Raw genomic sequence first — 24,552 nt, 5'->3', positions numbered from 1 at the left:
GCAGCCGGCTCTTCGCTGGCGGCGGCGGTCGTCTCAGCAGCCGGCTCTTCGCTGGCGGCGGCGGTCGTCTCAGCAGCCGGCTCTTCGCTGGCGGCGGCGGTCGTCTCAGCAGCCGGCTCGGCTGAGCCGCTACCGGAATCGCCGCCACATGCTGCAGCGACGAGAGTGAGAGCAAATGCTCCGGCTACGAGCCGGCGCTTGGGAGAGTTCACGTTAATACTCCTGGGGGAAATTGGGTGCGGTTCACGCTGCTGTTGCCCGGATGGCAACGAACAAATCTGAAGATACGCAAGCAAGGTAAACAAGTCCGCCGCTTCAGGTGAACGAGAGGTGAACGCTTCGCAACGACACGACCAACAGGTGAACAGGGCCGGTCACTTTGGGGGGCCACAGGCGGAACGGTTTTACCAACCGCGGAAATCAGCCGCCATTGGAATGCGCGATTCAGTGCGTGATGGAGGTCTGCTGCTGGACAGTCCAGCGGTGCATGCGCTCTTGTGCATGGGGCACAAACGTATCGGTCGGACCCATTCGCTCCCATCGGTTATCAGGTTGCAGTTCCCAACAGACAATGTCGTCGGCGAGCTGGAACTCGATGGCCTGGTCGAGCCACGCCCGATGACGCTCGTGTTCGATCGGTACCAGGACCTCGACGCGACGGTTCAAGTTGCGCGGCATGAGGTCGGCTGAGCCGATCAGGTGGATCTCGTTCGTGACGGCACCCGGCAACCGGCCATTGACGACAACGTTGCCGTTCTTAAACCGATAGATCCGGCTGTGCTCCAGATACCGGCCGAGAATGCTTCGAACGCGAATGTTCTCGCTCATCCCGGGGACTCCGGCTCGCAGACAGCAGATGCCCCGGACCAGGAGTTCGATCCGCACGCCCGCGTTACTTGCCGCGTACAGCGCCTCGGCCACTTCTTCGTCGGCAATCGAGTTGCACTTCATCACGATCTCCCCCTCCGGACCGAAGGATGCTTCGTGCTCGATGAGGTCGATCAACTGACGGCGCAGATCGCGTGGCGCAACCAGAAGCGTCTTGTAGTCGTGGGCACGGCTGTACCCCGTGAGATGGTTGAAAAGCTGCGCGCAATCGGCGCCAATATCCGGGTCGCAGGTGATCACGCCGATGTCTTCGTAAATCCGCGCTGTCTTGCTGTTGTAGTTGCCGGTACCGATGTGGCAGTAGCGGCGAAGCTGGTCGCCGTCGTCGCGGACGATCAGAACGACCTTGCTGTGCGTCTTCAGGCCAACCATGCCGTAGACGACGTGGACACCGGCCCGTTCGAGCTGCTTGGCCCACTGGACGTTGGTGGCCTCATCAAAACGGGCCTTGATCTCGACCAGCACCGCCACCTGCTTGCCACGATCGGCTGCTTTCATCAAGCTGCGGATGATTGCGCTGTCGCCGCCCGCTCGGTACAGCGTCATCTTGATCGACTGCACCTTCGGGTCGTCAGCTGCCTGCCCGATGAACTCCTCGACGCTGCTGGAAAAGCTCTCGTAGGGGTGATGGAGCATCACTGCGCGATGGCGAACGACGTCAAAGATTGGTCGGTCGCCTTCGTCGGCAGCAGCAATCCGCCCGGCGGTGACGGGCGACCATGCCTCGTCCTTGAGGTCAGGACGGTCGAGCGACATCAATTCGAACAGGCAGCTCAAGTCGAGTGGGGACCGATGCACCGTGACGTCGTCATGCGAGAGATCGAGTTCACGGACGAGGAGGTCGAGGAGCTCTTCACCGATATCGAAGGCGACTTCGAGACGCACAGCCCTGTTGAAGCGACGGCGACGGAGTTCCATCTCGACCGCTTCGAGCAGGTCGTCGGCTTCTTCTTCTTCCACGGTGAGGTCACCGTTCCGGCTGACGCGGAACGCAGCCCAGCTCTCCACGACCATGCCAACGAAAAGCCGATCGAGCTTGGCGCCGATGATCTCCTCAGCCGGCACGAAGCGGCCGGGCGAACACTCGATCAGACGCGGGAACACGTCGGGAACCTTGAGCCGGGCAAAGCGCCGATCGCCGGTTTCCGGGTCAGCCACGTTGACGGCGAGCGACAGCGCCAGGTCAGAGATATACGGGAACGGGTGGCCCGGATCGACAGCAAGCGGGGTCAGCACGGGGAACATGCGCGACACATAGATGCGATCGAGGGCGGCGCGCTCGTCCATGGTCGTGTCGTCCCACGAAATGATCTCGACACCGGCGGCGCGAAGCTCGGGAACGAGACGATCGACAAAGGCCTCGTCAAGGCGCTCAATCATGCCGGGCACCCATTCGAAAATCGCTGCGAGTTGCTGGGCAGGGGTCCGACCGTCCCACGTCGGCCGGTCGATGCCGGCAATCACCTGATCTTTCAGGGCCGCGACACGCACCTGGAAGAACTCGTCGAGGTTCGTCGACGTAATCGCACAGAACTTGGCGCGTTCTAGCAGAGGAATGCCGGGCTCGGTTGCGAGTTCAAGCACACGCTCGTTGAACGCTAGCCAGCTCAACTCACGATTCAGAAAGCGCTCGTCGACGGCAATCTGACCGTTCTCCGACAAACTCACAGCATTTCCGTTTCCGGGTGTCGTGGTGCCCGTGGAGTTCAGGACGCGTCTTCGGGACGGCCGAGGTCCCATTCAATAGAGATCATTGCACGCTCGGCGTCACGCACGATGCGCTCGCGGTTACGGCGGAACTGCGGGTCGTCGCGCGGGAGCAACACGAGGCGTGCCAGCACGCGAGCACGGAACTCGTCGAGAGTCTGCCGGTCGCCCCAGTCGCCGTAGACCTCCCAGTGCGGTGACACCGGGCCGTGGTACACGATCCGAGCGTGCGCTTTGGGTTCTCGGTTCTCGACAGCGACGTCACTCATGCCTTGCAGACTAACGGCTCGAAGTTCCCGATCGTTTCGTTTGCCCTCACCAGGCTCTGACGAGTCGGCGGGAGGATCATCACAGTGCGTAAGGGTGTGGAGGGGTGGAGATCTGTGCGCAGCGCGAGGGAACCGCTCTGGCTTCACGCGTTTCCGGTCACAGAACCGGGGCGAGATTCGTCCGTAAATTTGTCTCAGAACATGCAAACTTTCTTTACGAATGTGTTACGGTTTGCCATCAACGGCGCAACATCCAGTCGCCCTGCCACGGCAACAGAAATATCAGTCACGACAAAAAGCATCCAGAAAGCAAGTCGAAACGAACAAGAAATTGGGAACCAAGCGGCTCCCAGCGACGTCAAAATAGGTATCCCGCCAATTTCGGGCCGATCAGCACAGCATCGTGAAGAGGACCACCAAACATGATCAAGCGAGCCAAGAACGACAAGCTGAAGGGCCTCAGCCGTGCAGAGCACGCCGCCCTCAACGAACGCCCAATCGAACTCAACACGGCACCGCATGACCCGGACTCAGAAACAGCGTGGATGGCCGACGGCAACTGCCGCCTCCACCCCCCGGCCACGTTCTTCCCCAGCGATGGCGTCGGCGTCGATCGCGCCCGCAAGATCTGCAAGGAATGTCCTGTCGTCGGCCAATGCCTCGAGTACGCACTCGATTCCCGAATCGACCACGGCGTGTGGGGCGCATGCAGCGAGCGCGAGCGTCGTCGCATTCTGAAGCGCCGCCGCGAAGACGCCGTTGTCGGCGCCCATTCCTGAGCTGCACAAACGCCTGAATGCCACCCGCACGGCCGGTCGCCACCCTGGCTGAATCGATCCGAAAACGCAACGATGCCCCAGTTCAGTGCCGGGGCATCGTTGCGTTTTCAGGTGACCTGCAGCTCTGAAACGGCCAGAGCGGGTGCAACGTCTCAGTCAGCGTCGGAGCTGGCGTCTTCGCGAGGCTTGTTCGCCTCGTCCAGACCGTCCTTGAATTCTTTCTGTGCCTTGCCCAGGTTCTTCGCGAGCTTGGGAAGCTGCGAACCGCCGAAGAGCACGAGCACGAGAACAAGGAGAATGATGCCCTCTGGGCCACCGAGCGTAAATCCGATCATGAGGCAAGGCTACCCCACCGCCGTATCGATGGGGTCGCGCCATCTCCAAGGCCCCGACAAGGCCGACGTCCGTAGACCTTGCGGGCGTCAGGAAGACCGGCTCATGCGCCGATGATGCTGCGCGCGACCTGGGCACGTTGACGACGAATTCGCCGCCGTTCGCGTTCCGACAGGCCACCCCAGATGCCAAACTTTTCACCGTTCTGCAATGCGAACTCGAGACAATCGTGCTGGACTTCGCAGCCCCGGCAGACTTCCTTCGCCTCGCGGGTGGACGCACCGCGCTCGGGGAAGAAGAGATCAGGGTCGACGCCGAGACAGTTCGCGTGATCATGCCAGTCCTGCTCCGGCTCGACCGGTGTGGCGCTGACGGTGATGCTCGATGTCGTGATGAACTGCATGTGAGGGACTTCCTGTGTGGGTCCGAAAATCGTCTGAGTTGGAGAACTTTTTTTGAAAAGCCATTGCTTATGGCGTTTCACCAATCGTGAATGCTTGACGCCGTCGCAACAACCTTGTAACTACACGAACGTCATTCTGCCAGAGCACACCTCCATTCCGCAAGTGCACGTTTGGATTTATCGCGCGGTTGGCGCGAACAGTCGCGCGCAACGCGCGATGTTTTTTCTTCGGAAGCCGCGCTCGGCAGGCCCAGCTTTCAGCCAGCGCGGCGGGCGTTGCGTGCCATGGCGCGCTTGCCCTCCATGAAATCGACGAGCACGTAGTCGCCGAGGTTCTCCGGGGTGGTGAAAAAGGCCCGGCCTCGGTTGATCGACGTCATCTGCTCGATGAAAGCCCGCAGTGAGCCGTCGGCGCCGAGGCCGAAGGTGTTGATCCGGATCTGTTCCTTCGTACACCGAACCACTTCGCGTAGCGTTGCCTCGATCGTCTCACGCGCTGGCGGGTAGTTGAAGAAGGGGTACCCATCGGGCGTGATGTGTGCCGTGGGCTCACCGTCGGTGATCATGATAATCTGCTTCGTGCCAGATTCTCGGGACAGCAGTTGGCGGGCAAGCGTGAAGCCGTGATGCATGTTCGTGCCGTAGACAAAGTCCCAGGACACTTCGGGCAACTGCTCGGCCTTCAGGATGCGAGCGGTCTCGGAGAATCCAACGATGCCGAGATAGTCACGAGGGAACTGCGAGCTGATCAAGCTGTGCAAGGCCATAGCGACCTTCTTGGCCGGCAGAAAGTTGTCGCGCATCGGCATCGACAACGACAGATCGAGCATCAGTACAGTTGACGAACGAGTGAAATGCTCGGTCTTTTCGATCTCAAAGTCGTCGGGATGCAGGCTGATCGGTGTGCCACCGCCAGATCGACGAACGGCATTGCGAATAGTGCGGTTCAGGTCGAGCTGGAACGGGTCGCCGTACTCGTAGGGCTTCGTGTCGTACGTGCGCTCGTGACCCTGACCAATGTTGCTGGTCTCGTGTTGGCCGATGTGGTCCTTGGCAAGCTTTGAGAAGAGTTCGCGCAGCGCATTCGAGCCGATCTTGCGAAGGCCCTTCGGGGTCATCTCCAGCCGGCCTTCCTTCTGCTCGATCAGGCCGGCCGCTTCGAGTTGCTTGGTGAGGTCAGCGAGCCGCTGCAGTGACTTGGCAGCATCGTCACCCATCAGATCGCGAACTTTGTCCATGTCAGCTTCGGCCAGCGCACCAGGGCTCGCTGCGTTGCGGAGCAGGTTCTCGAGCTGGTCCAAATCGCCGAGCTCTTGCATTTGCTGCATGGCTTGGCCCATGCCCATCGGGTCTTGGCCTTCGAAGTCGTAGCTCTTTCCCCACTGCATCTGCGGGAACATCTGCTGCAGGTTCCCTGACAGTTGCTGCATCTGCCACTGCAGGTCCATGTCATCCATGAGTTGGTCACTGAGCTGCTGCATCTGGGCCCGCTGCTCGGGCGTCATCGAGTTCATCATGGCCTGCATCGCAGCCATCCGCTGGGCCATCTGTTCCAGCAGTTCTTCGACTGTTTCAGGGTTCTCGGGGAAGAACTCGCCGAACTTTTCCATGAAGTCTTCGAAGCCGGGATCGTCGCCACGCTGATGCTTCTCGAGCATCTCGTTCAGCGCAGCCATCATGTCTTTCATGCGGGCCATGTCTTCGGGGCCCATATTTTCCATAGCACCGGACATCTGGTCGACCATCTGCTGCATGAGCTGGTCTTTGAGTTTCTCCATGAGCTGTTCGAATCGTTGCTTCGATTCGTCAGACTCGAAGTTGTAGCTCTCGAGCTCGCGCACCTTGCCAGCCAAGTCGTCAGGCATGAGATCGAGCCGCATGTTGCGTTCCGCAGCGGCCGACTCAGCATTGTCAGCGCGGCGCTGGTCGCCGGAGTTCTGGGCGTCTCGCAGCGCATTTTCGATGGCGTGGCGTTCTTCGTCGATCAGGTCGTTGAGTTCGTCGTTAATCTCGTCGTAGACACCTCCGAGATCATGTTTATCGAGCCGGTTCTGGCGCTCTTCGCGTAGTTGTTCGAGTAGCTCGCGGAGGCCCTTCAGTTGGTTGCCGTCGCGATCGCGCATGCCCTCTTGCATCATCTTGCGGAGTGCCGCGTTGACGTCCCCGTGGTAGAGGAGTTCGTCGGTCAGTTCGTCGAATGCGGCATCGGCATCGAGTTCGAAGCCGGTCTGTGTGCCGTCCCATCGCGAGTACGTGAATCGTGACGCCATCATCTGAACCTACTCCCCTCCCAACCCGCCGTCGCCGTCGCGCTGTCTTTCGATTTGACACGGATTCGGAAACGTTCAGGAACCGGCTCCACGAAACGCATTCATGTGGCGATGCAATTAGCATGAGTGCCATGCGGGTACCACGCACATTTGTCTTCGTTGACCTCTCAGGGTTCACGAACTACACGGCAGCCTTCGGCGACGACGCTGCCGGGCGAATCCTCAGCGCGTTCCGTACGATCGTTCGCACAGTGGCCTCCGAGCGAGGCGTGCGTATTGCCAAGTGGTTGGGTGACGGCTGCATGGTGGTTGCCGTCGACCAGAGCGACGCCATCGAGTTCGTCCTCGACCTCGATCGTCTCTCCAACGAAGTGTGCGCCCCGCTCACCGTTCGTTCAGGCCTGGCCACTGGCCACGCACTGCTGTTCGAGGGCGACGATTACATCGGCTCCGCGGTCAACATGGCATCACGTTTGTGCGACCACGCCAAGGGCGTCGAGGCGCTCATGCCCACAATGCACATCGAGCGCCTCCCCGCCGGGGTCACCGCCAACTCCGTCGGCGAAGTCGAACTCCGTGGGTTCCCAGGATCGATCGACGTCGTCGCACTCAGCGGTGTTCCGCAGGCAGCCGAGTCCGACACCAGCGATCTCTGGACGCGGACGCCGTTCATCTGACGTCGGGCTCGATGAGCCCCGCACCACCATGGTCTTTGCACGCGGCGCCACGCTCACCACTGCGGTGACTCTCGGATACGGCGACATGTCGAACCTGGGTCCCACAGCGGGCAACGGCTTTAGGACGCGCTGGCCGGACGACCTGGCCGTTCTGCAGCAAGTCGGCGTCACCGACCTCAGGCTCACGTTCGACTGGGCACGGTTGCAAGCAAAACCTGGCGACCTCGACAGCGCATGGACCGACTGGTACGACCAAGTACTTACGGCCGCCGATGCAATCGGGCTCCGAGTCTGGGCGACGCTGCATGACAGCGACGAGCCGCGCTGGGTCACCAATGAGGGCGGCATCGACGACTCCGATGTCGCAGTCAAGTGGCTCCCGAGATTCGTCGAGCGTGTCGCTGACCGATTTGGTACAGGTGTCCACGGTTGGATCCCGTTCGCCGAGATCACCGCTGACCTTCCCGCTGCTGGCTGGGCCGCCACGTGGTCGGCGCTCCGCGGCGGCAAGGCACCCGTTGTCGCGTCGCTGTCAGCCAGCACGATCGACAGCGCCGCGAGTTTCCTCGAGACCTGCGACCTGATCGGCATCGTTCTCGCGCACGCTGACCTCGACGAACGAGAACCGAACGACGAACAACTCGATCACCTTCGCGAGCAAATGCACGAGGAGGTGATGCGCTCAGCGGAACTTGCCGAAGATACGCCGATGATAATCAGCCAATTCACAGCGCGCCACGACGCCGCCGACGTACAAGGCCTCATCGCAGAACAGTTCGTCATCGCACTCGACGCAGCAATCGCCGACGGGGTGCACATCGGAATCGCATTCGTCGACCCCGCAATCGCGGGCCCCGAGTCTTCCGGAGGCCTCCTCGACTCGGCTCGCTCCACGACGCCGGTGGCCGACGCCGTCCTCGGCGACACCAACGTTGACGCCGACTGAATCTCCGAGCTCGTCGTGACGAATCGTCGACGTGGAACAGGTCCTGATGCCGTGTGGGATCGTCGCGAGTGCCATCGGTGCTGATGTAGCCGTTGACCATCGTGATCCGCTCGGCTGCAACGCTTAACGGCCCGCCGCGGTGGACGACCACGTTGCCGTGAAGAGCAACGACGCAACCCGGGCCAGGCCATTCAACGCTGGCGCAGCGGTTGGCCGGCGGTCGTTCACCCCGCTCGGCCAGCGCTGCAACTTCGGCTTTGGTTCCGACGAAGTGCTCGGTGACGTCGAGCATCTCGAGTTGAAGCTACCGAGCCGGATCGAACTCCGGTTCGCCCTCGAGGCACTCAAACCCGACAGGTTGCCGAGCACGGCGAGTGGGGCGTCAGCCCGATCATCGCTCGCTGGCTGTCACACTTTGGTCAGCTTGGTTTCAAGCGGTGAGTGTGACAGCGAGACAGGAGCGTGACCGCCCAGGAAATTAGGTCCGGCTGCGATAGGTAGCGCTGTCGCCGCTGGAGTCTTTGTTCAAACGCTTCGACAGGTGCAGACCTTCGAGGATGAATTCGACCGCGGCAGCGACCGCGCCGGGCGACTCGTCGCCACCGGTGAGGATTGCCACGGGTGTCTTCAACGCATCGACCTGCTCAGCCACAGCAGCAAGTTCAGTGCTCGTCATCGACTCGCCGGTATGGGCCACTGCGCCCTCTTCGAATGCGTCGACGACTGCACGGGTCTGCTCGGGCGGCACTACGTCTTTGAAGACCGTGAGCACGGCGCCCTTGATGAGGCTCTCCATGATCGCTCCATCACGGCCTTCGTCAATGGACTCGATTTCGATCTTGCCCATCGAGCTCGCAGCAAGCGCACCGAGGTCATCGACTCGGGCCACGATGTTCGTTTCGCCAGAGCGCAGGCCGCGACGCAGCGCATTGGCCGCAAGCGCTTCGTAGTTACTCACCGACAGACGGACCGACACCCCACTGCGTTGGTTGACCTGGCTGCTCGACCGCGCAAGGTGGGAGAACGTCGCGATGACGTCGGTGAGGTAGCCGGGAACGCTGACCGTCACTGGGCCGTTCGGCGTCTCGATGTCGAGTGACTGCGCCTCTTGCAGCATGATGTCGACTTCGGTCTGCACCTCGAGCGGGTAGTGCGTGCGGATCTGGCTTCCAAAGCGGTCTTTCAGCGGCGTGATGATGCGGCCGCGGTTGGTGTAGTCCTCTGGGTTGGCCGAGGCCATCAGCATCACATCGATGGGCAGGCGGATCTTGTAGCCGCGGATCTGCACGTCGCGTTCTTCAAGCACGTTGAGTAGGCCGACCTGGATGCGCTCTGCGAGGTCTGGGAGTTCGTTGATCGCGAAGATGCCACGGTTGGTGCGCGGCACCATGCCGTAGTGCAGCGTGAGTTCGTCGGAGAGGTAGCGGCCCTCGGCAACCTTGATTGGATCAACCTCCCCGATGAGGTCGGCAATCGAGGTGTCGGGAGTAGCGAGCTTCTCGCCGTAACGGAGATCCCGGTGCACCCAGTCGATCGGCGTAACGTCGCCTTGCTCGGCAACCAGGTCCTTCGCGTACTTCGAGACCGGGTTGTATGGATCATCCATGATCTCGCTGCCAGCAACGATCGGCATCCACTCGTCGAGCAACCCAGTCAGCGAACGGATCATGCGAGTCTTGGCCTGACCGCGTTCGCCGAGAAACACCACGTCGTGGCCTGCGAGCAGAGCGTTTTCGAGCTGCGGCATCACAGTATTTTCATAGCCCTGCACACCCTTGAACAGCGGTTCGCCAGCCATGACCTTGGCAATGGCGTGTTCACGGACTTCCTGCTTGACGGGCCGGGAAACCCATCCGGAAGCCTGGAGTTCGCCGAGTGTGGTCGCGCGATCGTTCGTCTCGTCTGCCATCTGTCGAACCTACCGCGCTCGCTCTGCCCATGTTCAGGCGAGCGAGCAACCTCAGATATCCATTCTTGCCCCAGGCGCCGGAACGGGGAACGGGACTATCGAGGCCCGGCCATGCGGGCGTACGCTCACGAGCATGGACTCCGCTTCCGTCGACCGTTGGAACGCGACGCGGCGCGAACTCACCGGCCGCTGGGTTGCCACCGAGGCCGACGACGACATCCGCCGGTACGGCATCGGGCTTGACACCAACGACCAGCACTGGGAACCGGTCGAGGTCCCCGGACACTGGCGCGACGCCGACAAGTTCGCTTCCAGCGATGGCCCGATCATGTACCGGCATCGCTTTTCCGCCGACCCGCCAGCCGACGGCGCCCGCCGCTGGGTCACGCTTGACGGCATTTTTTATCAGGCCGATGTGTGGCTCGATGGCGCTTACCTCGGCGACCCCGAGGGCTACTTCTTCCCGCACACCTTCGACATCACGGCACTCTCGAAGCTCGACGAACAGCACGTCCTCGCCGTCGAGGTCACCTGTGCGCCTCATTCGGGCGCGAACAATCGGCGCAACATCACCGGCATCTTCCAGCACTGGGACGGTCTCGATCGCCACTGGAACCCCGGCGGTATCTGGCGACCCATCCACGTGTACGACACCGGCCCGGTTCGGATCGAGCGGCTCCGCGTGCTGTGCCGTGACGCCGACGATCGCCGGGCCCATGTCCGCCTCTCGTCGCACCTCGACAGCGATACGCAACGCACCGTCACCGTCCGGACATTGGTCGACGGCGACGTGCACGATGAGCGAGACCACGTCCTTGCGTCCGGTGAAAACCAGATCGAGTGGAATATCGACATCTCCGAGCCGGCCCTGTGGTGGCCGCATGCACTCGGCGGACAACCGCTGACCGACATCGCGGTCGAAGTTGTCGTCACGCCTGATACGCCTGATGCCGCACCTGAGGTCAGCGATCGGCGGGTTCGCCGCACGGGATTGCGCCAAGTCTCGTGGGACAAGTGGATCTGTTCGATCAACGGTGAGCAGCTCTTCCTGAAAGGCGCCAACGTGCTGCCAACCCGCGCTGGGCTGGCCGACGCCGACGACGCCGCCGTCCGACGAGACATCGAGCTGGCGGTTGAACTCGGCCTCGACGTGGTGCGTGTGCACGGCCACATCGCGAACCGCGAGGTGTACCGAGCTGCGGACGAACTCGGCGTGTTGATCCTCCAGGATTTCCCACTCCAGTGGGGCCATGCCCGGTCAGTGCGCGGGCAAGCGGTCGGTCAGGCCAAAGCCGCCGTTGATGCACTCGGTCATCACCCGTCGATCATCCAGTGGACGGCCCACAACGACCCAGCCGCCACGACGGGTGCCGACCGTTCTGATTGGAAAAAGCGCACACGCACCGTGCTCGCACAGCAGTTGCCGTCATGGAACAAGTCGGTGCTCGATCGCTGGGTTAAGCGATCGTTCGAGAAGGCCGACTCCACCCGCGAAACAGTCGCCCACTCCGGCGTCCTCCCCCACTTGCCGCAGCTCAGCGGGACCGATACCCACATCTGGTTCGGTTGGCATCGAGGCAAAGCCGAAGACCTTGCACGGTTTGCCTCGCGAGTACCGCGGCTCGTGCGCTTCGTTTCCGAATTCGGCGCACATGCACCGCCGTACACAGCGCCCTTCATCGACGAACAGCTCCGCAACCACGACTGGCCCAACCTCGACTGGGCGCGCCTCGCGGTCGAGTACGGATATCAGCGCGACCAGTTCGAGCGGCTGTTCCCACCCGGGTCATTCGAGTCGTACGAACAATGGCGTGACACGACCCAGCTGTATCAGTCACATGTGTTGAAGACGCAGATCGAGACACTTCGCCGGCTGAAGTACCGGCCGTCAGGTGGCTTCTGTTTCTACGCGCTCGCCGACCCTGCACCCGTCATCTCTGCAAGCATCCTTGATCACGAACGCGTCCCGAAAGATGCCTTCGCCGTCGTGCAAGCCGCCTGCGCTCCCGTTCTCATTGTTGCCGACCAGCCGCCAGAGTGGATCAACGAGGGCGACCGGATGAAGCTCGACGTGCATCTGATCAGCGATCTGCGCGAACCGATCGACTTCGCCGTGGTCGACGCCATTGCCTCGTGGGCAGGTGGCGAGAAACGCTGGCGCTTCGGTGGCCCTGTCGGAGCCGACGATGTCGTCAAGGTGGGAACGATCGACTTGACCGTGCCCGACACGCTCGGTGAACTTGCAATCGAACTCACGATGACCGCCGGCGACACGATCAGCCACAACCGCTACACCACCGCCGTCACGCTCCCACCCGGCAGCTGAACGGCGGCCTCTTCAGGCGAAGGCGTGAGGTAGGTGCGCACCTCCCTCATGCCTTCGCAAGCGGTCGATTCCGAGCGTGGCGGACCGCGCTCTGTGAGAATGACTCCGTGACCAAGGTCTTTGTCAGCTATGCCCGAGAGGATCAGAGCTTTCGCGATCAGCTCATCGAACAACTCGCAGCCCGAGGGATCGAACGGTGGATCGACGAGGACGACATTGCACCCGCCGTGCACTGGCGGGGCGAGATCAACCACGGCATCGAGACCACCGAGGCACTCGTCGCAATCGTCTCGCAACACTCGGCTGCGTCAGAGATCTGTGCCGAGGAGGTGCGCCACGCCGACCAGATGGGCAAACGGATTCTGCCGATTGTCATCCATGAACCTGGTGACACGATCCCCGAGATCGGCGATCGAAACTGGATCTTCTGGCGATCGGACGACGAGCGCGAGGGAGCGCTCCAGAAAATCGACGAAGCCCTCACGGGCGATCCAAAGTGGGCCAAGAAGCACACCAGCCTGCTCACCGACGCACTCGAATGGGAGCGCCACCGTCGCGAGCGCAGCCGCCTGCTCAGCGGTGCAGCGTTGGCAGCCGCCGAGTCGGCCCTCACGATCGACCGACGTCGCGAGCAGCCGCAACCAACCGCAGTCATGCGCGAGCACGTGCAGTCGAGCCGGATTGCCGAAACTAAACGCCAGCGCCGGACCGCGGGGATCTCACTCGGGGTAGCCACGGTTTCCATTGCGTTGGCAGCATTTGCCTTGATCCAGTTTTTTACTGCGAATACCGAGCGCAACCGGGCCGAGGAACAGCTCCGGATCGCAACCTCGCGGGCGCTTGCAGCCCAGAGCGTCCAGCTCAATGCGTTCGGCAACGAGACGATCGGACTGCTCCTTGCCGCCGAGGCCGCGTCGAGTTCGCCGACGGCCGCTGCCCGCGATGCGCTCCTTCAGATACTCCCCGCCGAGGCCATCGCTGCATTGCGGTCACCCGAACGCTCCGACGCAGCAGTCGGTCGAGTGACATCGTTGGATGCCAGATTCGAGGTCATCGACGCTGGCCAGAGGGTCCGCGATGTCGCCACCGGAGAAACGCAGACCCTGGTCGACGATCCGACAGGGCTCAACATCTTCCTGCGCGATGTGACATTTAGTCCCGACTCGACCCGACTGGTCGTCGTAAACCTGCCGCAGAGCAGCTATCAGGTGTACGACCTCCGGAGTGGACTCCCGGCAAAAATTCTCTTCGAACGCAAGACCCCGGGGAGCGGGGTGTTCGGAGCCGCGCTTGGCCCTCAGAACGATCTGATTGCAGTCTCGGTGGTCGACAGTCTTGACGACGAGGGCAACGCCGCAACCGGCCTCAGGTTGTCGGTGTGGGACGAGGAAGGCAACGACGTTCTGGAGGCTGATATCGCAGGCGAGCTCGGCAAGAAATTCGAGTCTGAAGAAGCCCTCGTCCGGCTCAGCATCGACGATGACCTCGGAGCGTTCGTGACCGTGTGGGGTGAAACCCAGCTGTTCTCGGCGCGCACCGCCCAATTGATCGGCAACATGTTGCCCGTCGAATGTTCTCCCGACTGCGAATACTTGGAGGACGACGCCTCAGACACGAACGCCAACCTGAGCGCGACCACACTCGAGACGATCGACGAGTCCGGCACGGCCCGCGTGTTCGATCTCAACATCGTCCGCTGGATCCAGCTCGCCTGCGACTCCACCACCGAACAACTGACGCTCGAACAATGGAACCGCTTTGTCGGCGACAAAGTCGATTACAAGCCAGTCTGCTGAACGCAGCCCAAACGCATCACCTGCGCACCTACCTCACGCCTTCGCAAGCGGTTCTGGCGGCAAAGCGTGCTTAGCGGGAAAGTGCCTTGCGGTTCTTGAACTTCGACCTGGCGTAGTCGGCGTTCATTGTGGCGATGTTGTCGATCGAAATCTCTTTCGGGCATGCCGCCTCGCACTCACCGTGGTTGGTGCAAGAACCGAAGTGCGAGTCCATCTCTTCGACCATGGCCTCAGTGCGCTTGTACCGCTCGGCCTGGCCCTGAGGCAGCAAGTTCAGGTGCGAAATCTTCGCCCCGGTGAAGAGGCTTGCCGCACCGTTCGGGCACGCCGCTACACACGCTCCACAACCAATGCAGGCAGCTGCGTCCATCGACGCGTCAGCAACCGGCTTCGGAATCGGAATCAGGTTGGCGTCGGGCGCTCCACCGGTCGGCGCGGTGATGTAACCGCCCGCTTCGATGATGCGGTCGAACGGCGAGCGATCGACCATGAGGTCTTTGATGATCGGGAACGCTGATGCCCGCCACGGCTCGATCACGATCTCTGCGCCAGACTCAAACTGTCGCATGTGGAGCTGGCAGGTTGCCGTGCCGCGCTGGGGGCCATGCGCCTGGCCGTCGATCATCAACGAACAGGTGCCGCAGATGCCTTCGCGGCAGTCGTGGTCGAAGACCACGGCTTCCTTGCCTTCTTCAATGAGGCGTTCGTTCAAGATGTCGAGCATCTCAAGGAACGAGGCTTCATCACTGATCTCGGGGATCTGATGGCTTTCGAAGCGGCCCTGTGAATCAGGACCATCTTGGCGCCAGATCTTGAGGTTGATGTTGGAGAGGTTGTTCACGTGATGTCTCTTACTTCTCAGATGCGATTCAGATGATGGGACGGCAGCGATTACTTGTACGAACGCGTCGCGAAGTGGACGACTTCGTACTCGAGCTTTTCGCGATGTTCGATCGGCTCGGACGGATTGCCGCTCCACTCCCATGCCGTGACGTGGGCGAAGTCGTCGTCGTTGCGAAGCGCTTCGCCATCCTCGGTCTGGTGCTCAGAACGGAAGTGGCCGCCGCAGCTCTCTTCACGGGTGAGTGCGTCCTGGCACATCAGGATGCCGAGTTCGAAGAAATCGTCGACTCGTGCGGCCTTCTCGAGCGTCTGGTTCAGGCTCGTTCCTGAACCGGTGACGCGGAGGTCTTTCTTGAACTCAGCGTGGAGTGCCGGGATCTCAGCCAGCGCCTTCTCGAGGCCGACCTGGCTGCGATCCATGCCGCAGTAGTCCCAGATGATCCGGCCGAGTTCGCGATGGAAGTGGTCGGGGCCCTTCGTTCCGCCAATGTCGAGGTAGCCCTGGAAACGATCTCGCGCCTCTTGCTCAGCAGTGACGAAGGCCTCGTGCGTGGTGTCTGGGATCGGCTTGTTGAGTAGATCAGACAGGTACGGGGCAATCGTGTATGGGAGCACGAAGTACCCATCGGAGAGGCCTTGCATCAGCGCCGACGCACCGAGCCGGTTTGCTCCGTGGTCGGAGAAGTTCGCTTCGCCAATACAGAACAGACCGGGGATCGTCGTCTGCAGTTCGTAGTCGACCCACAACCCACCCATCGTGTAGTGGCTGGCCGGGTAGATGCGCATTGGCGTCTCGCGCGGGTCTTCACCGGTGATGCGCTCGTACATCTCGAACAAGTTCGAGTAGCGCTCGACGATGGTGTCAAGGCCGAGTCGGTTGATCGACTCAGCGAAGTCAAGGTAGACACCATTCTTGAGCGGGCCGACACCTTGCCCGGCGTCGACAGCACGCTTGGCAGCTCGCGACGACACGTCACGCGGTGCAAGGTTTCCGAAGCTCGGGTAGATCCGCTCGAGGTAGTAGTCGCGGTCGTCTTCGGGGATCTGCGCAGCCGGGCGGGTCTCATCGGCATCCTTCGGGACCCAGATGCGACCATCGTTGCGGAGCGACTCGGACATCAGCGTGAGCTTTGACTGGAAGTCGTCGGCCTGCGGGATGCACGTCGGGTGAATTTGCGTGTAGCTCGGGTTCGCAAACGCCGCCCCGCGGCGGTGTGCCCGCCACGCTGCGGTGACGTTGCACGCCATGGCATTGGTCGACAGGTAGAAGGCGTTCCCGTACCCACCGGTCGCGAGCACCACAGCGTGACCCGAGTGCGACTTGACCTCGCCATTCATCAGGTCGCGGGTGACGATGCCAGCACACTTGCCGTCGACGGTGACAACGTCGACCAATTCAATACGGTTCCAAAGCTTGACGTTGCCCAAGCCGATTTGGCGAGCGAGCTGCTGGTACGCGCCGATCAACAACTGCTGGCCGGTCTGGCCGCGTGCATAAAACGTACGGCTGACCTGGGCCCCACCGAACGAACGGTTGGCGAGCAGGCCGCCATACTCGCGAGCAAACGGCACACCTTGGGCGACCATCTGGTCGATGATTTTGACCGACACTTCAGCCAGACGGTGAACGTTGGCCTCGCGGGCACGGAAGTCGCCGCCCTTCACAGTGTCGTAGAACAGACGATGAACGCTGTCGCCATCGCCCTGGTAGTTCTTCGCCGCGTTGATTCCGCCCTGCGCAGCAATCGAGTGCGCACGCCGGGGTGAGTCGTGGAAGGTGAACGCCTCGACCTCGTAGCCGAGTTCGCCGAACGACGCAGCCGCCGACGAACCGGCCAGGCCCGTGCCGACCACAAGGATCTTGAACTTGCGCTTGTTGGCCGGGTTGACCAACTTCTGGTTGGCGATGTAGTTGTTCCACTTGTCGGCCATCGCGCCGTCAGGAATTTTGGAGTCGAGAGTGATGGTCATTCGCTGTGTCCTTCCTGATCGACGCAGCACGTGATTGCGTCGGGGTCGAATTTGATAACGCCGGCGAGCGTGGCGATCGGGAACGACACGTTGCCGACGACGATGATCGTGGCCACACCAGCAGCAGCGCCCTTGCGCCACTTGTTGAATCGGGGGTTGTTTGCACCGACCGACTGGAAAAGCGACCAGGTGCCGTGGAACAGGTGGATGCCGAGCGCAATATTCGCAACGACGTACAGGATTGCGACAGGAATACGGCTCAGCGATGCGTCAAGGTTGCGGTACACAGCGCCCTGCACGAAGTCCGGGTTGAGCCAGCCCCACGTGAGGTCCGCCAAGTGCCAGGCAATAAAGACCAAGACGATGAGGCCGGTCCAGCGCATGGAGCGACTGGCGAAGTTGGCGATCTGGTAATCCCGCGCCGACTGGTACTTGACCGAGCGGGCCTTGCGGTTGAGTTGGGTGAGCGACCATGCAGCGTGCAGGTGCAGCACAAGCGCACCGATCAGGCCGAGTCGTAGCAGCCACAGCGTGTAGCCGTGCGGCAGGATCGGCACGAGCAGTTCTCGGAGGAACTCGCCGTACACATCGATGTCGTACATCCGCTCATTGCCCTCAGTGACGACACCGAGGTACGCCTTAAGGTTGCCGATCATGTGCGACAGCACGAACCCGATGCCCATCAGGCCGGTGATCGCCATGACGTACTTCTTGCCGACCGCCGTGCCGTAAAGATCGAGCAGGAATGGTTTTCTCTTTGCTGCGTTCGCCTTCAAGGCGGTGCCCGTTACCGGGCCGCGGCTCAACATTTGTGCCATGGCATCGAAGCTACTCCGCCACGCCCGGCCTCGGCCCAATCCACCTCACACCAATCCCGGTGACGACCGTCGCTTTGCCAATCCCCGGGCGTCCACGTTTGACCCGAACGTCCACTTTGGCCCGAAGCACATCGGACGGTACATCGGACGCGAGATCGGTCCGCAAATCGGTGACCCCGGCGACCCTCTACCCACCCTGCTGCCACCCTTCTGCCCACCCTTCTGCCCACCCTTCTGCGGCGGAATGATGGACGTGGAAACCGGTGAGTTGGGATTTAGCCTTGCCGACCGGCCAGTATGGTCTGGTTGCTTGTGTCTACGTGCACAAGCGTGTTCAACACCCAATCTGCCCAGGAGGCATTACCCCGTGGGATCAATTCCATATCTCGCAGCGCTGTCGGCCATTGCCGCCCTCTGTGTCGCGTTCTTCTATTACAAGTCAGTCGAGAAGGAGTCGCCCGGAGACGAGCGCATGGTCTTCTTGATGACCGAGATCCAAAAGGGCGCCAAGGCGTTCCTCCAAGCCGAGTACAAATGGGTCAGTATCTTCGCTGGCGCCATGGCGGTGCTACTGGCAGTCGTCATTGCGCCGCTTGCCGCAGTCACCTACCTGCTCGGCGCATTCCTCTCGTCGGCAGCCGGTTACGCCGGCATGACCGTTGCGACGATGGCTAACGCCCGCACCACCGAAGCTGCAAAGCAAGGGCCCGGCAAGGCACTTCCCGTTGCCTTCCGCGGCGGCGCCGTTATGGGCTTCTCGGTCGCAGGCCTCGCCCTGCTCGGCCTCATGACCACGTACATCGTGTTCGTCACCCTCCTCGAGGTCGACCAAGCATTCGAAATCGTCACGGCCTACGGCCTCGGCGCATCGACGATCGCCCTCTTCTCCCGCGTTGGCGGCGGAATCTTCACCAAAGCAGCTGACGTCGGCGCCGACCTCGTCGGCAAGGTCGAAGCCGGTATCCCTGAAGACGACCCCCGCAACCCGGCCACCATTGCCGACAACGTCGGCGACAATGTCGGCGACGTTGCTGGCATGGGTGCCGACCTCTTCGAGTCGTACGCCGGCTCGATCATCGCACCGATCTCACTCGTCGCATTCGCTGGAGCGATCGGCGCCGAGCAGGCCGGCGACGCAAACGCACTGAAGTTCTTCGTCTTCCCGATGTTCGTCGCGTTCATCGGGATGGTCGCTTCGATTATCGGCTCCTTCCTCGTCAAGGGTGGCGATTCGACCGATTCGAAGCACCTGAGCAAGGCGCTGCACCTCGGTACGAACGTGGCCATGGCCATCACCGCCGTCGGCGTGCTCGGAGGTTCCTACTGGATCTTCGGCGACTCCGACAAGCCGTGGGGCCTTGCCGTCGCGGTTATCGGTGGCCTGGTCATTGGCTGGGCACTCGGCAAGACCGCCGAGTACTACACGTCGGATCACTACAAGCCGGTCCGGGACATCAGCCAGCAGACCGAAACCGGTCCAGCCACAACGATTCTCAAGGGCATCAGCATCGGCATGCAGTCGGTTGCGGCTTCGGTCGCTTTGATCCTGGCCGGTGTTGCCGTCGCCTACTGGGGTGGCCAGCAAGCATTTAGCAGCGACTCCGGTGGCATCCTCGACGTCGCCGATCTCGGTGGGCTCTACGGCATCGCCGTCGCCGCCATCGGCATGCTTGCGACCACCGGCATCGTTGTCTCCGTCGACGCGTACGGCCCAATCGCCGACAATGCCGGCGGTATTGCCGAAATGGCCGAGCTTGACCCGTCAGTACGTGAAGTCACCGACGCCCTCGACTCACTCGGCAACACCACCGCCGCAATCGCCAAGGGCTTCGCTGTCGGCTCGGCAGCGCTGACCGCACTCGCACTCTTCAAGAGCTTCGAGTTCGCCATCGCCACAGCCTCCGACGGGGCGACCGTGCTCAACCTCGACATTGGTGAGGTCGACGTGTTCTCCGGCCTCTTCATCGGCGCGGCGCTACCGTTCCTCTTCGCCGCACTCACGATCGACGCCGTCGGCCGTGCCGCAGCGAAGATGATCGAAGAGGTACGTCGCCAATTCCGCGAGATCCCAGGCCTGCGCGAAGGGCTTCCCGGCGTCATTCCGGACTCAGCTCGCTGTGTCGCAATCTCCACCGAGGCCTCGCTCAAGGAGATGATCATCCCGGGTGCCCTCGCCGTGGTCGTGCCGCTCGTCGTCGGATTCATCAGCGTCGACGCTCTCGGCGGCCTGCTTGCCGGTGCGCTCGTCACAGGCTTCGCCCTGGCCATCTTCATGGCCAATTCCGGCGGCGCTTGGGACAACGCAAAGAAGTACATCGAAGCCGGCGCGCATGGCGGCAAGGGCTCCGAGCAGCACAAAGCCGCTGTTGTCGGTGACACCGTTGGCGACCCGTTCAAAGACACCTCCGGGCCGTCGATGAACATCCTGCTGAAGGTCATGACGATCGTCAGCCTGGTGTTCGCATCAGCCTTCGTCTGATCAACACCTGACCAACTGAACAACTGAATGTGAGGGCGGGCCTGTGGGCCCGCCCTCCGTCGTTTTCCGGCGAGGTCAGTCGTCGTCAGAGAGGTCTGCGACAAAGTCAATGAGCTGTTCGACGGCGCCGACCAGTTCGGACGTGAGGTCGGCAAACGTGTTGACCTGGTTACGCAGACGCGGCCAGAAGCCGTCGAACGGAGCACCGAGCGCTGCGCACAGCCCTTCCTTCCAGGTGACCTCCGGGTCGTACGGGATGTCGGGCCAGGCGTCGAGGCCCATCACCTTCGGCCTGATGCCGGCCCAGACGTCGACGAACGGATGCCCCGTGATCAAGACGTTCGGGTCCTTGACCGTCTGAGCAATGCGCGTCTCTTTCGAGCCCGGCACAAGGTGGTCGAGCAACACGCCGAGCTTGCGCTGGCGGCCTGGCTGAAACTCTTGGACCATTGCTTTCAAGTCGTCAGCACCGTGCAGCGGTTCGACGACGATGCCGAGATCGCGAAGGTCGTCGCCCCAGACATGTTCGAGTAGTTCAGCGTCATGTTTGCCTTCGACCCAGATGCGGCTGGCGCGAGCGACGCGGGCTCGTCCGTCACTGGCAACCGACCCTGACGCAGTCGTCCGCTGCGTGACCGACTTGACCTGCTTGGGACGCACGAGCGTGACCGGCTTACCGTCGATCAGGAACCCGCCGGGCTTCCAGGTGAAGTGTCGGAGATATTGCGCGCGGTCTTTGAGCGTGACGCCCTCGGCGTTCCAGCGAGCGAGGCTGCCGACGAAATGACTCGACCGGTCTTCGATCACCATGCCGATTTCAACCACGATCGATGGGTATTCCTTCGGCTTCGCGCGGCCCATTCCGCCGTGGGAGTACTCATCCATGATGTCGCCGCTGAAACTCATATTCGAAACCATTGAGCATGACACGAAAACGTCGTTTGCGTCGAGCAATTGGTTGACATACAACCCGATTCTTCGACGCAGACGGCGTTTTGGGTTTAGGTGGTCGAGCGGCAGTGCCAGCCGTCGGCAGTGAGGACCAAGTCGCTCTCGCCGCCGTCCGGGAACCGGAAGGGCGCACGCACGCCACTGTGCGCAACGGCGATCGGCAAGATCAGTTGACCGAGAGGCAAGTCCTCGCCGGTGGTCCATCGATGCCAGCGGCAAGCGGGTGCCTCCGTGAGCTCGACGGCCAGTTCGCCGAGGATCTCGATCGAACCGTGCACGACGCCTGCCTGCTCGTAACCGGTTGACATGTCGGGCTGCGGGTCGAGGCGCTGCTCGGCAGCCGTGGCGTACCACTCGAGGTCAAAGGCGATGGGCGTCGGAACGCCGTAGCCCCGACCGAGCGCATCCTCGGGGTCCTCGAGCGATGCCGCATACGTCTCGTTGCCGATGGTCCACTGTTCCATCGGAGCTTCACGCGTGTGTTCGGCCCACATCGCCTCGCCTTTGACGATGAATGGATCGGCAAGCCTGACCGGCACGTCGAAGTCGGTGATGTGAAGCAGCGGTCGACCGGCCCGCGCGAGCGCCGCCCAGTACCAGGCCGTCCTGCCGAGAATGCGATGGCCAGAGATCACACCGAGGCTTGCGTCTGCGGCCCATGCGGCAAACACCCACTCTTCGACACTGCCTGGGTGTCGACCGTCGTGCAAACCGCCGGTGCCCGAGTTCGCTGCGAAGTCCGACATCATCAGGCAGACTACGGGGGTGTTGCGATACCTGAGCCTCGACTGGATCAACGCCCTGACCGCAGAAGTGGCAGCGAGCGAACACCTCCGGGACATTTCATCGACGCACACGATCGGCGTCACGCAAGTCGTGTCCGACGGCCCCGAGGGCGACATCACCTATCACTTGCAGGTGGGTGACAGCACGGCCTCGTTCGGCGCCGGTGCAGCCGACCCCGAGGACGTCAAGATGGAACAGGGATGGGATACCGCAGTCGCCGTGGCGACCGGCGAGCTCAACGCCCAGGAAGCCTTCATTGGCGGCCGCATCCGCCTGTGGGGCGACCAGCAGAAGTTGCTTGACAACCAGGCAGTGTTCGGGGCACTCGATGCAGTGTTCGCCCGCGTGAAAGAACGCACGACCTACGAGTAACACTCCGGCTGGTTCGGCAGCTCGTTTAGTCTCAGCCCATGCCAGAGATGCCCGAAGTTGAGGCACACGCCGAGCGACTTCATCGCCAATTCGCTGGCCGCGTGCTCACGAAGTTCACGCCGTTCAACTTCACCGCGTTGAAAACCGCCGTTCCTGCGCCTGAGGCGGCATACGGCCTGCCGTTGCTCAGCGTTGGCCGCCGCGGCAAGTACTTGATCCTGCTTTTCGAGCCGATCAGCTTCGTGATCCACCTCATGCAGGGCGGTCGGCTTCTCGCCGACACCAAGCTCTCGGCAAAGCCACGCGGTGGTCAAGCCCGCTTCATCTTCGAACCCATCGAACTCGGCGACGGCGGTATCGACGAGACAGCGTTACTGCTGACCGAACAGGGCAAGGAGCGGCGTGCCGGGGTGTGGTGTGTGCCGTCGGCCGACTTGGAAGCAACGCTCCCACTCGCCAAGCTCGGTCCCGAAGCGGCCGGGATTGACCCAGTCGACTTGGCTGAGTTGTTCGCAGCGAAGTCGATGCGCGTGCATGGCTTCCTGCGGCATCAGGGGATGGTGGCGGGCATCGGCCGTCGACTCTCGAACGAGATCTGCCACGCCGCACAAATCTCGCCATTCGCCACGACCAAGCAGCTTGGTGCCGATGGTGCCACCAAGGTGGCAGCGGCCATTGACCATTGCCTCGCCGACGGGCTGGCCTACGAACGGACCAGGCAAGACATGAGCTCGTCGAAGGACCGTCCGAGTGCTGTCCACAACCGCGCCGGCGAGGTCTGCCCCGTCTGTTCCGACACCGTCAGAGACGTCGAGTATTCGAGCTACACCGTCAACTACTGCCCGACCTGCCAGACCGGCGGCAAGGTGCTCGCCGACAACACGACCAGCAAGTTCCTCAAATAGCGGTCACGCTGTGTCAGGCACAGTGTGACCGCGGCTCTCCTGCTGGGGTGACCCTCGTCGCTCGCCCGTAACCCTTCCCAAGCGAGTCGTTATGGTCCAAACGTGACCCAACTCGCTCCCTCCACTGCCGCCGCCCCTCCGGCCGCGCAGGAGTACCGCATGGGCCAGCGAGAACTGCTGACGCTGATGTCAGCGATCATGGCGCTGATGGCGCTCGGCATCGACACCATGCTGCCCGCCTTCGACGAGATCCGCCAGACGTTCAACCTCGGTGAAGCTTCACCTCGCGCCGGCCAGGTCATCACGGTCTTCTTCATGGGACTCGCCATCGCCCAACTCGCCTGGGGGCCAATCGCTGACCGCTTCGGCCGCAAGCCGGTCCTGTACGCCGGCAGCGCTATCTACATCGTCGGTGCCGCAGGTTCGGCCTTGGCCCCCACCTTCGAGCTGCTGCTCCTCAGCCGTTTCGTCTGGGGCATTGGCGCTGCAGGCGCCCGGGTGGTTGCGACTGCGATCATTCGCGACCGCTTCGAGGGTAGCCAAATGGCGAAGGCGATGTCGCAGGTGATGGCCGTCTTCATGCTTGTGCCGATCCTCGCTCCGACCATCGGCGCCGGAATCATTGCCCTTCTTCCCTGGCGCGCCATCTTCTGGTTCTGCGCGATCTTCGCCGTGGTGATCATGCTCTGGAGCGTCCGGATGCGCGAGTCGCTCAACCCTGCGAACCAGCGACCGCTGCAGTTCCGCTCGACAACGAAGGGGTACGTCGAAGTCGCACGCACGCCGGTCACATCGGGCTACACCAACGCAACAATCTTCTTGCAGGGTGTGTTCACGACGTACCTTGCGAGCAGCGAGCTCATTATTAGCGAGGTATTCGACCGAAAGGCACAGTTCCCGCTGATCTTCGGACTGGTCGCTGTGCTCTTCGCCGCCGGAGCGATCATCAACGGCCGCATCGTCGTGCGGGTCGGCGTGCATCGACTCATCAACTCGGCCTACGCACTGCTGATCCCGTTCACTCTGCTGTTGTGCGTCATCTCGATCGCGGCCGGCGGGCAACCAAGCATCTGGGTGTACATGCCGGTGCTCGCCCTGACGTTGTCGTCGTTCATGTTCCTCAT

General features: G+C 62.1%; 21 protein-coding genes and 1 pseudogene. 10 read left to right on the top strand and 12 right to left on the bottom strand.

Annotated features, from left to right (window positions below):
• The 3 genes and pseudogenes from ACH2EI_RS21600 to ACH2EI_RS21590 all read right to left on the bottom strand — a co-directional run.
• Window positions 1-212: pseudogene (locus ACH2EI_RS21600) on the bottom strand (ABC transporter substrate-binding protein); the annotation flags it as partial.
• 232 nt (window positions 213-444) lie between these two features.
• Entirely contained in the window at window positions 445-2,556 is a 2,112-nt protein-coding gene (ppk1, locus tag ACH2EI_RS21595) for a polyphosphate kinase 1 (RefSeq protein WP_395152586.1), read from the bottom strand.
• Window positions 2,557-2,594: 38 nt separating this feature from the next.
• Entirely contained in the window at window positions 2,595-2,864 is a 270-nt protein-coding gene (locus tag ACH2EI_RS21590) for a hypothetical protein (RefSeq protein ID WP_395152587.1), read from the bottom strand.
• A gap of 422 nt (window positions 2,865-3,286) precedes the next feature.
• On the opposite strand from ACH2EI_RS21590, the gene ACH2EI_RS21585 reads away from it, so the two are divergent.
• Window positions 3,287-3,643, top strand: coding sequence for a WhiB family transcriptional regulator (locus ACH2EI_RS21585; protein ID WP_395152588.1), 357 nt, complete (start codon window positions 3,287-3,289; stop codon window positions 3,641-3,643).
• 152 nt (window positions 3,644-3,795) lie between these two features.
• Here the strand turns inward: ACH2EI_RS21585 and ACH2EI_RS21580 are convergent, their stop codons facing one another.
• The 3 genes from ACH2EI_RS21580 to ACH2EI_RS21570 form a co-directional block, all read right to left on the bottom strand.
• Window positions 3,796-3,978 (bottom strand): twin-arginine translocase TatA/TatE family subunit, encoded by a 183-nt coding sequence (locus ACH2EI_RS21580; RefSeq protein ID WP_394931896.1) that lies wholly within the window; start codon window positions 3,976-3,978, stop codon window positions 3,796-3,798.
• A gap of 101 nt (window positions 3,979-4,079) precedes the next feature.
• Window positions 4,080-4,379: a WhiB family transcriptional regulator gene (locus ACH2EI_RS21575; RefSeq protein WP_394928743.1), complete on the bottom strand. Its 300-nt coding sequence runs from the start codon at window positions 4,377-4,379 to the stop codon at window positions 4,080-4,082.
• Between the two features lie 257 nt (window positions 4,380-4,636).
• Complete coding sequence (locus ACH2EI_RS21570) at window positions 4,637-6,649, bottom strand: hypothetical protein (protein ID WP_395161545.1); 2,013 nt, start codon at window positions 6,647-6,649, stop codon at window positions 4,637-4,639.
• Between the two features lie 131 nt (window positions 6,650-6,780).
• Here ACH2EI_RS21570 and ACH2EI_RS21565 point away from each other — a divergent pair, with 131 nt between their 5' ends.
• The 3 genes from ACH2EI_RS21565 to ACH2EI_RS21555 all read left to right on the top strand — a co-directional run bounded on the left by ACH2EI_RS21565 (window position 6,781) and on the right by ACH2EI_RS21555 (window position 8,738).
• Window positions 6,781-7,326 carry an adenylate/guanylate cyclase domain-containing protein gene (locus ACH2EI_RS21565; RefSeq protein WP_395152590.1) on the top strand — a complete coding sequence of 182 codons (546 nt, stop codon included), beginning with the start codon at window positions 6,781-6,783 and terminating at the stop codon, window positions 7,324-7,326.
• A gap of 28 nt (window positions 7,327-7,354) precedes the next feature.
• Window positions 7,355-8,272, top strand: a complete 918-nt coding sequence (locus ACH2EI_RS21560) for a family 1 glycosylhydrolase (protein ID WP_395152591.1) — start codon at window positions 7,355-7,357, stop codon at window positions 8,270-8,272.
• A gap of 157 nt (window positions 8,273-8,429) precedes the next feature.
• Window positions 8,430-8,738 carry a hypothetical protein gene (locus ACH2EI_RS21555; protein ID WP_395161543.1) on the top strand — a complete coding sequence of 103 codons (309 nt, stop codon included), beginning with the start codon at window positions 8,430-8,432 and terminating at the stop codon, window positions 8,736-8,738.
• 12 nt (window positions 8,739-8,750) lie between these two features.
• Here the strand turns inward: ACH2EI_RS21555 and ACH2EI_RS21550 are convergent, their stop codons facing one another.
• Window positions 8,751-10,181: a sigma 54-interacting transcriptional regulator gene (locus ACH2EI_RS21550; protein WP_395152593.1), complete on the bottom strand. Its 1,431-nt coding sequence runs from the start codon at window positions 10,179-10,181 to the stop codon at window positions 8,751-8,753.
• A gap of 133 nt (window positions 10,182-10,314) precedes the next feature.
• Here ACH2EI_RS21550 and ACH2EI_RS21545 point away from each other — a divergent pair, with 133 nt between their 5' ends.
• Both ACH2EI_RS21545 and ACH2EI_RS21540 read left to right on the top strand, forming a co-directional pair.
• Window positions 10,315-12,507 carry a glycoside hydrolase family 2 protein gene (locus ACH2EI_RS21545; RefSeq protein ID WP_395161541.1) on the top strand — a complete coding sequence of 731 codons (2,193 nt, stop codon included), beginning with the start codon at window positions 10,315-10,317 and terminating at the stop codon, window positions 12,505-12,507.
• Between the two features lie 107 nt (window positions 12,508-12,614).
• On the top strand, window positions 12,615-14,303 hold the full coding sequence (locus ACH2EI_RS21540; RefSeq protein WP_395152595.1) for a TIR domain-containing protein: 1,689 nt from the start codon (window positions 12,615-12,617) through the stop codon (window positions 14,301-14,303).
• A gap of 70 nt (window positions 14,304-14,373) precedes the next feature.
• Here ACH2EI_RS21540 and ACH2EI_RS21535 read toward each other — a convergent pair whose 3' ends face one another.
• The 3 genes from ACH2EI_RS21535 to ACH2EI_RS21525 are packed head-to-tail and all read right to left on the bottom strand — an operon-like array spanning window position 14,374 to window position 17,935.
• On the bottom strand, window positions 14,374-15,144 hold the full coding sequence (locus tag ACH2EI_RS21535) for a succinate dehydrogenase/fumarate reductase iron-sulfur subunit (protein ID WP_395152596.1): 771 nt from the start codon (window positions 15,142-15,144) through the stop codon (window positions 14,374-14,376).
• A gap of 50 nt (window positions 15,145-15,194) precedes the next feature.
• Window positions 15,195-17,111, bottom strand: coding sequence for a fumarate reductase/succinate dehydrogenase flavoprotein subunit (locus ACH2EI_RS21530; RefSeq protein WP_395152620.1), 1,917 nt, complete (start codon window positions 17,109-17,111; stop codon window positions 15,195-15,197).
• A gap of 2 nt (window positions 17,112-17,113) precedes the next feature.
• Complete coding sequence (locus ACH2EI_RS21525) at window positions 17,114-17,935, bottom strand: succinate dehydrogenase cytochrome b subunit (protein ID WP_395152597.1); 822 nt, start codon at window positions 17,933-17,935, stop codon at window positions 17,114-17,116.
• 367 nt (window positions 17,936-18,302) lie between these two features.
• On the opposite strand from ACH2EI_RS21525, the gene ACH2EI_RS21520 reads away from it, so the two are divergent.
• Entirely contained in the window at window positions 18,303-20,414 is a 2,112-nt protein-coding gene (locus ACH2EI_RS21520) for a sodium-translocating pyrophosphatase (RefSeq protein WP_395152598.1), read from the top strand.
• 75 nt (window positions 20,415-20,489) lie between these two features.
• Here the strand turns inward: ACH2EI_RS21520 and ACH2EI_RS21515 are convergent, their stop codons facing one another.
• Window positions 20,490-21,299 (bottom strand): DUF3097 family protein, encoded by an 810-nt coding sequence (locus tag ACH2EI_RS21515; protein ID WP_395152621.1) that lies wholly within the window; start codon window positions 21,297-21,299, stop codon window positions 20,490-20,492.
• A 116-nt stretch (window positions 21,300-21,415) separates the two neighbouring features.
• Window positions 21,416-22,111 carry a hypothetical protein gene (locus tag ACH2EI_RS21510; protein ID WP_395161539.1) on the bottom strand — a complete coding sequence of 232 codons (696 nt, stop codon included), beginning with the start codon at window positions 22,109-22,111 and terminating at the stop codon, window positions 21,416-21,418.
• 19 nt (window positions 22,112-22,130) lie between these two features.
• Between ACH2EI_RS21510 and ACH2EI_RS21505 the strand changes: the two genes are divergently transcribed.
• The 3 genes from ACH2EI_RS21505 to ACH2EI_RS21495 all read left to right on the top strand — a co-directional run.
• Window positions 22,131-22,523, top strand: a complete 393-nt coding sequence (locus ACH2EI_RS21505) for an SCP2 sterol-binding domain-containing protein (RefSeq protein WP_395152600.1) — start codon at window positions 22,131-22,133, stop codon at window positions 22,521-22,523.
• Between the two features lie 38 nt (window positions 22,524-22,561).
• The gene (locus ACH2EI_RS21500) at window positions 22,562-23,428 is read left to right on the top strand and encodes a DNA-formamidopyrimidine glycosylase family protein (RefSeq protein WP_395161537.1); all 867 of its coding nucleotides are present in this window, start codon (window positions 22,562-22,564) and stop codon (window positions 23,426-23,428) included.
• A gap of 102 nt (window positions 23,429-23,530) precedes the next feature.
• Window positions 23,531-24,552, top strand: a 1,022-nt coding sequence (locus tag ACH2EI_RS21495; protein WP_395161535.1) for an MFS transporter, incomplete at its 3' end; no start/stop codon positions are given.

Origin of the sequence: Ilumatobacter sp. (assembly GCF_041688325.1) — a bacterium.
Classification (GTDB): Bacteria; Actinomycetota; Acidimicrobiia; order Acidimicrobiales; family Ilumatobacteraceae; genus Ilumatobacter_A.
Note: the sequence above shows the minus strand (reverse complement) of the source record. Positions and strands in the feature narration are given on the sequence as shown.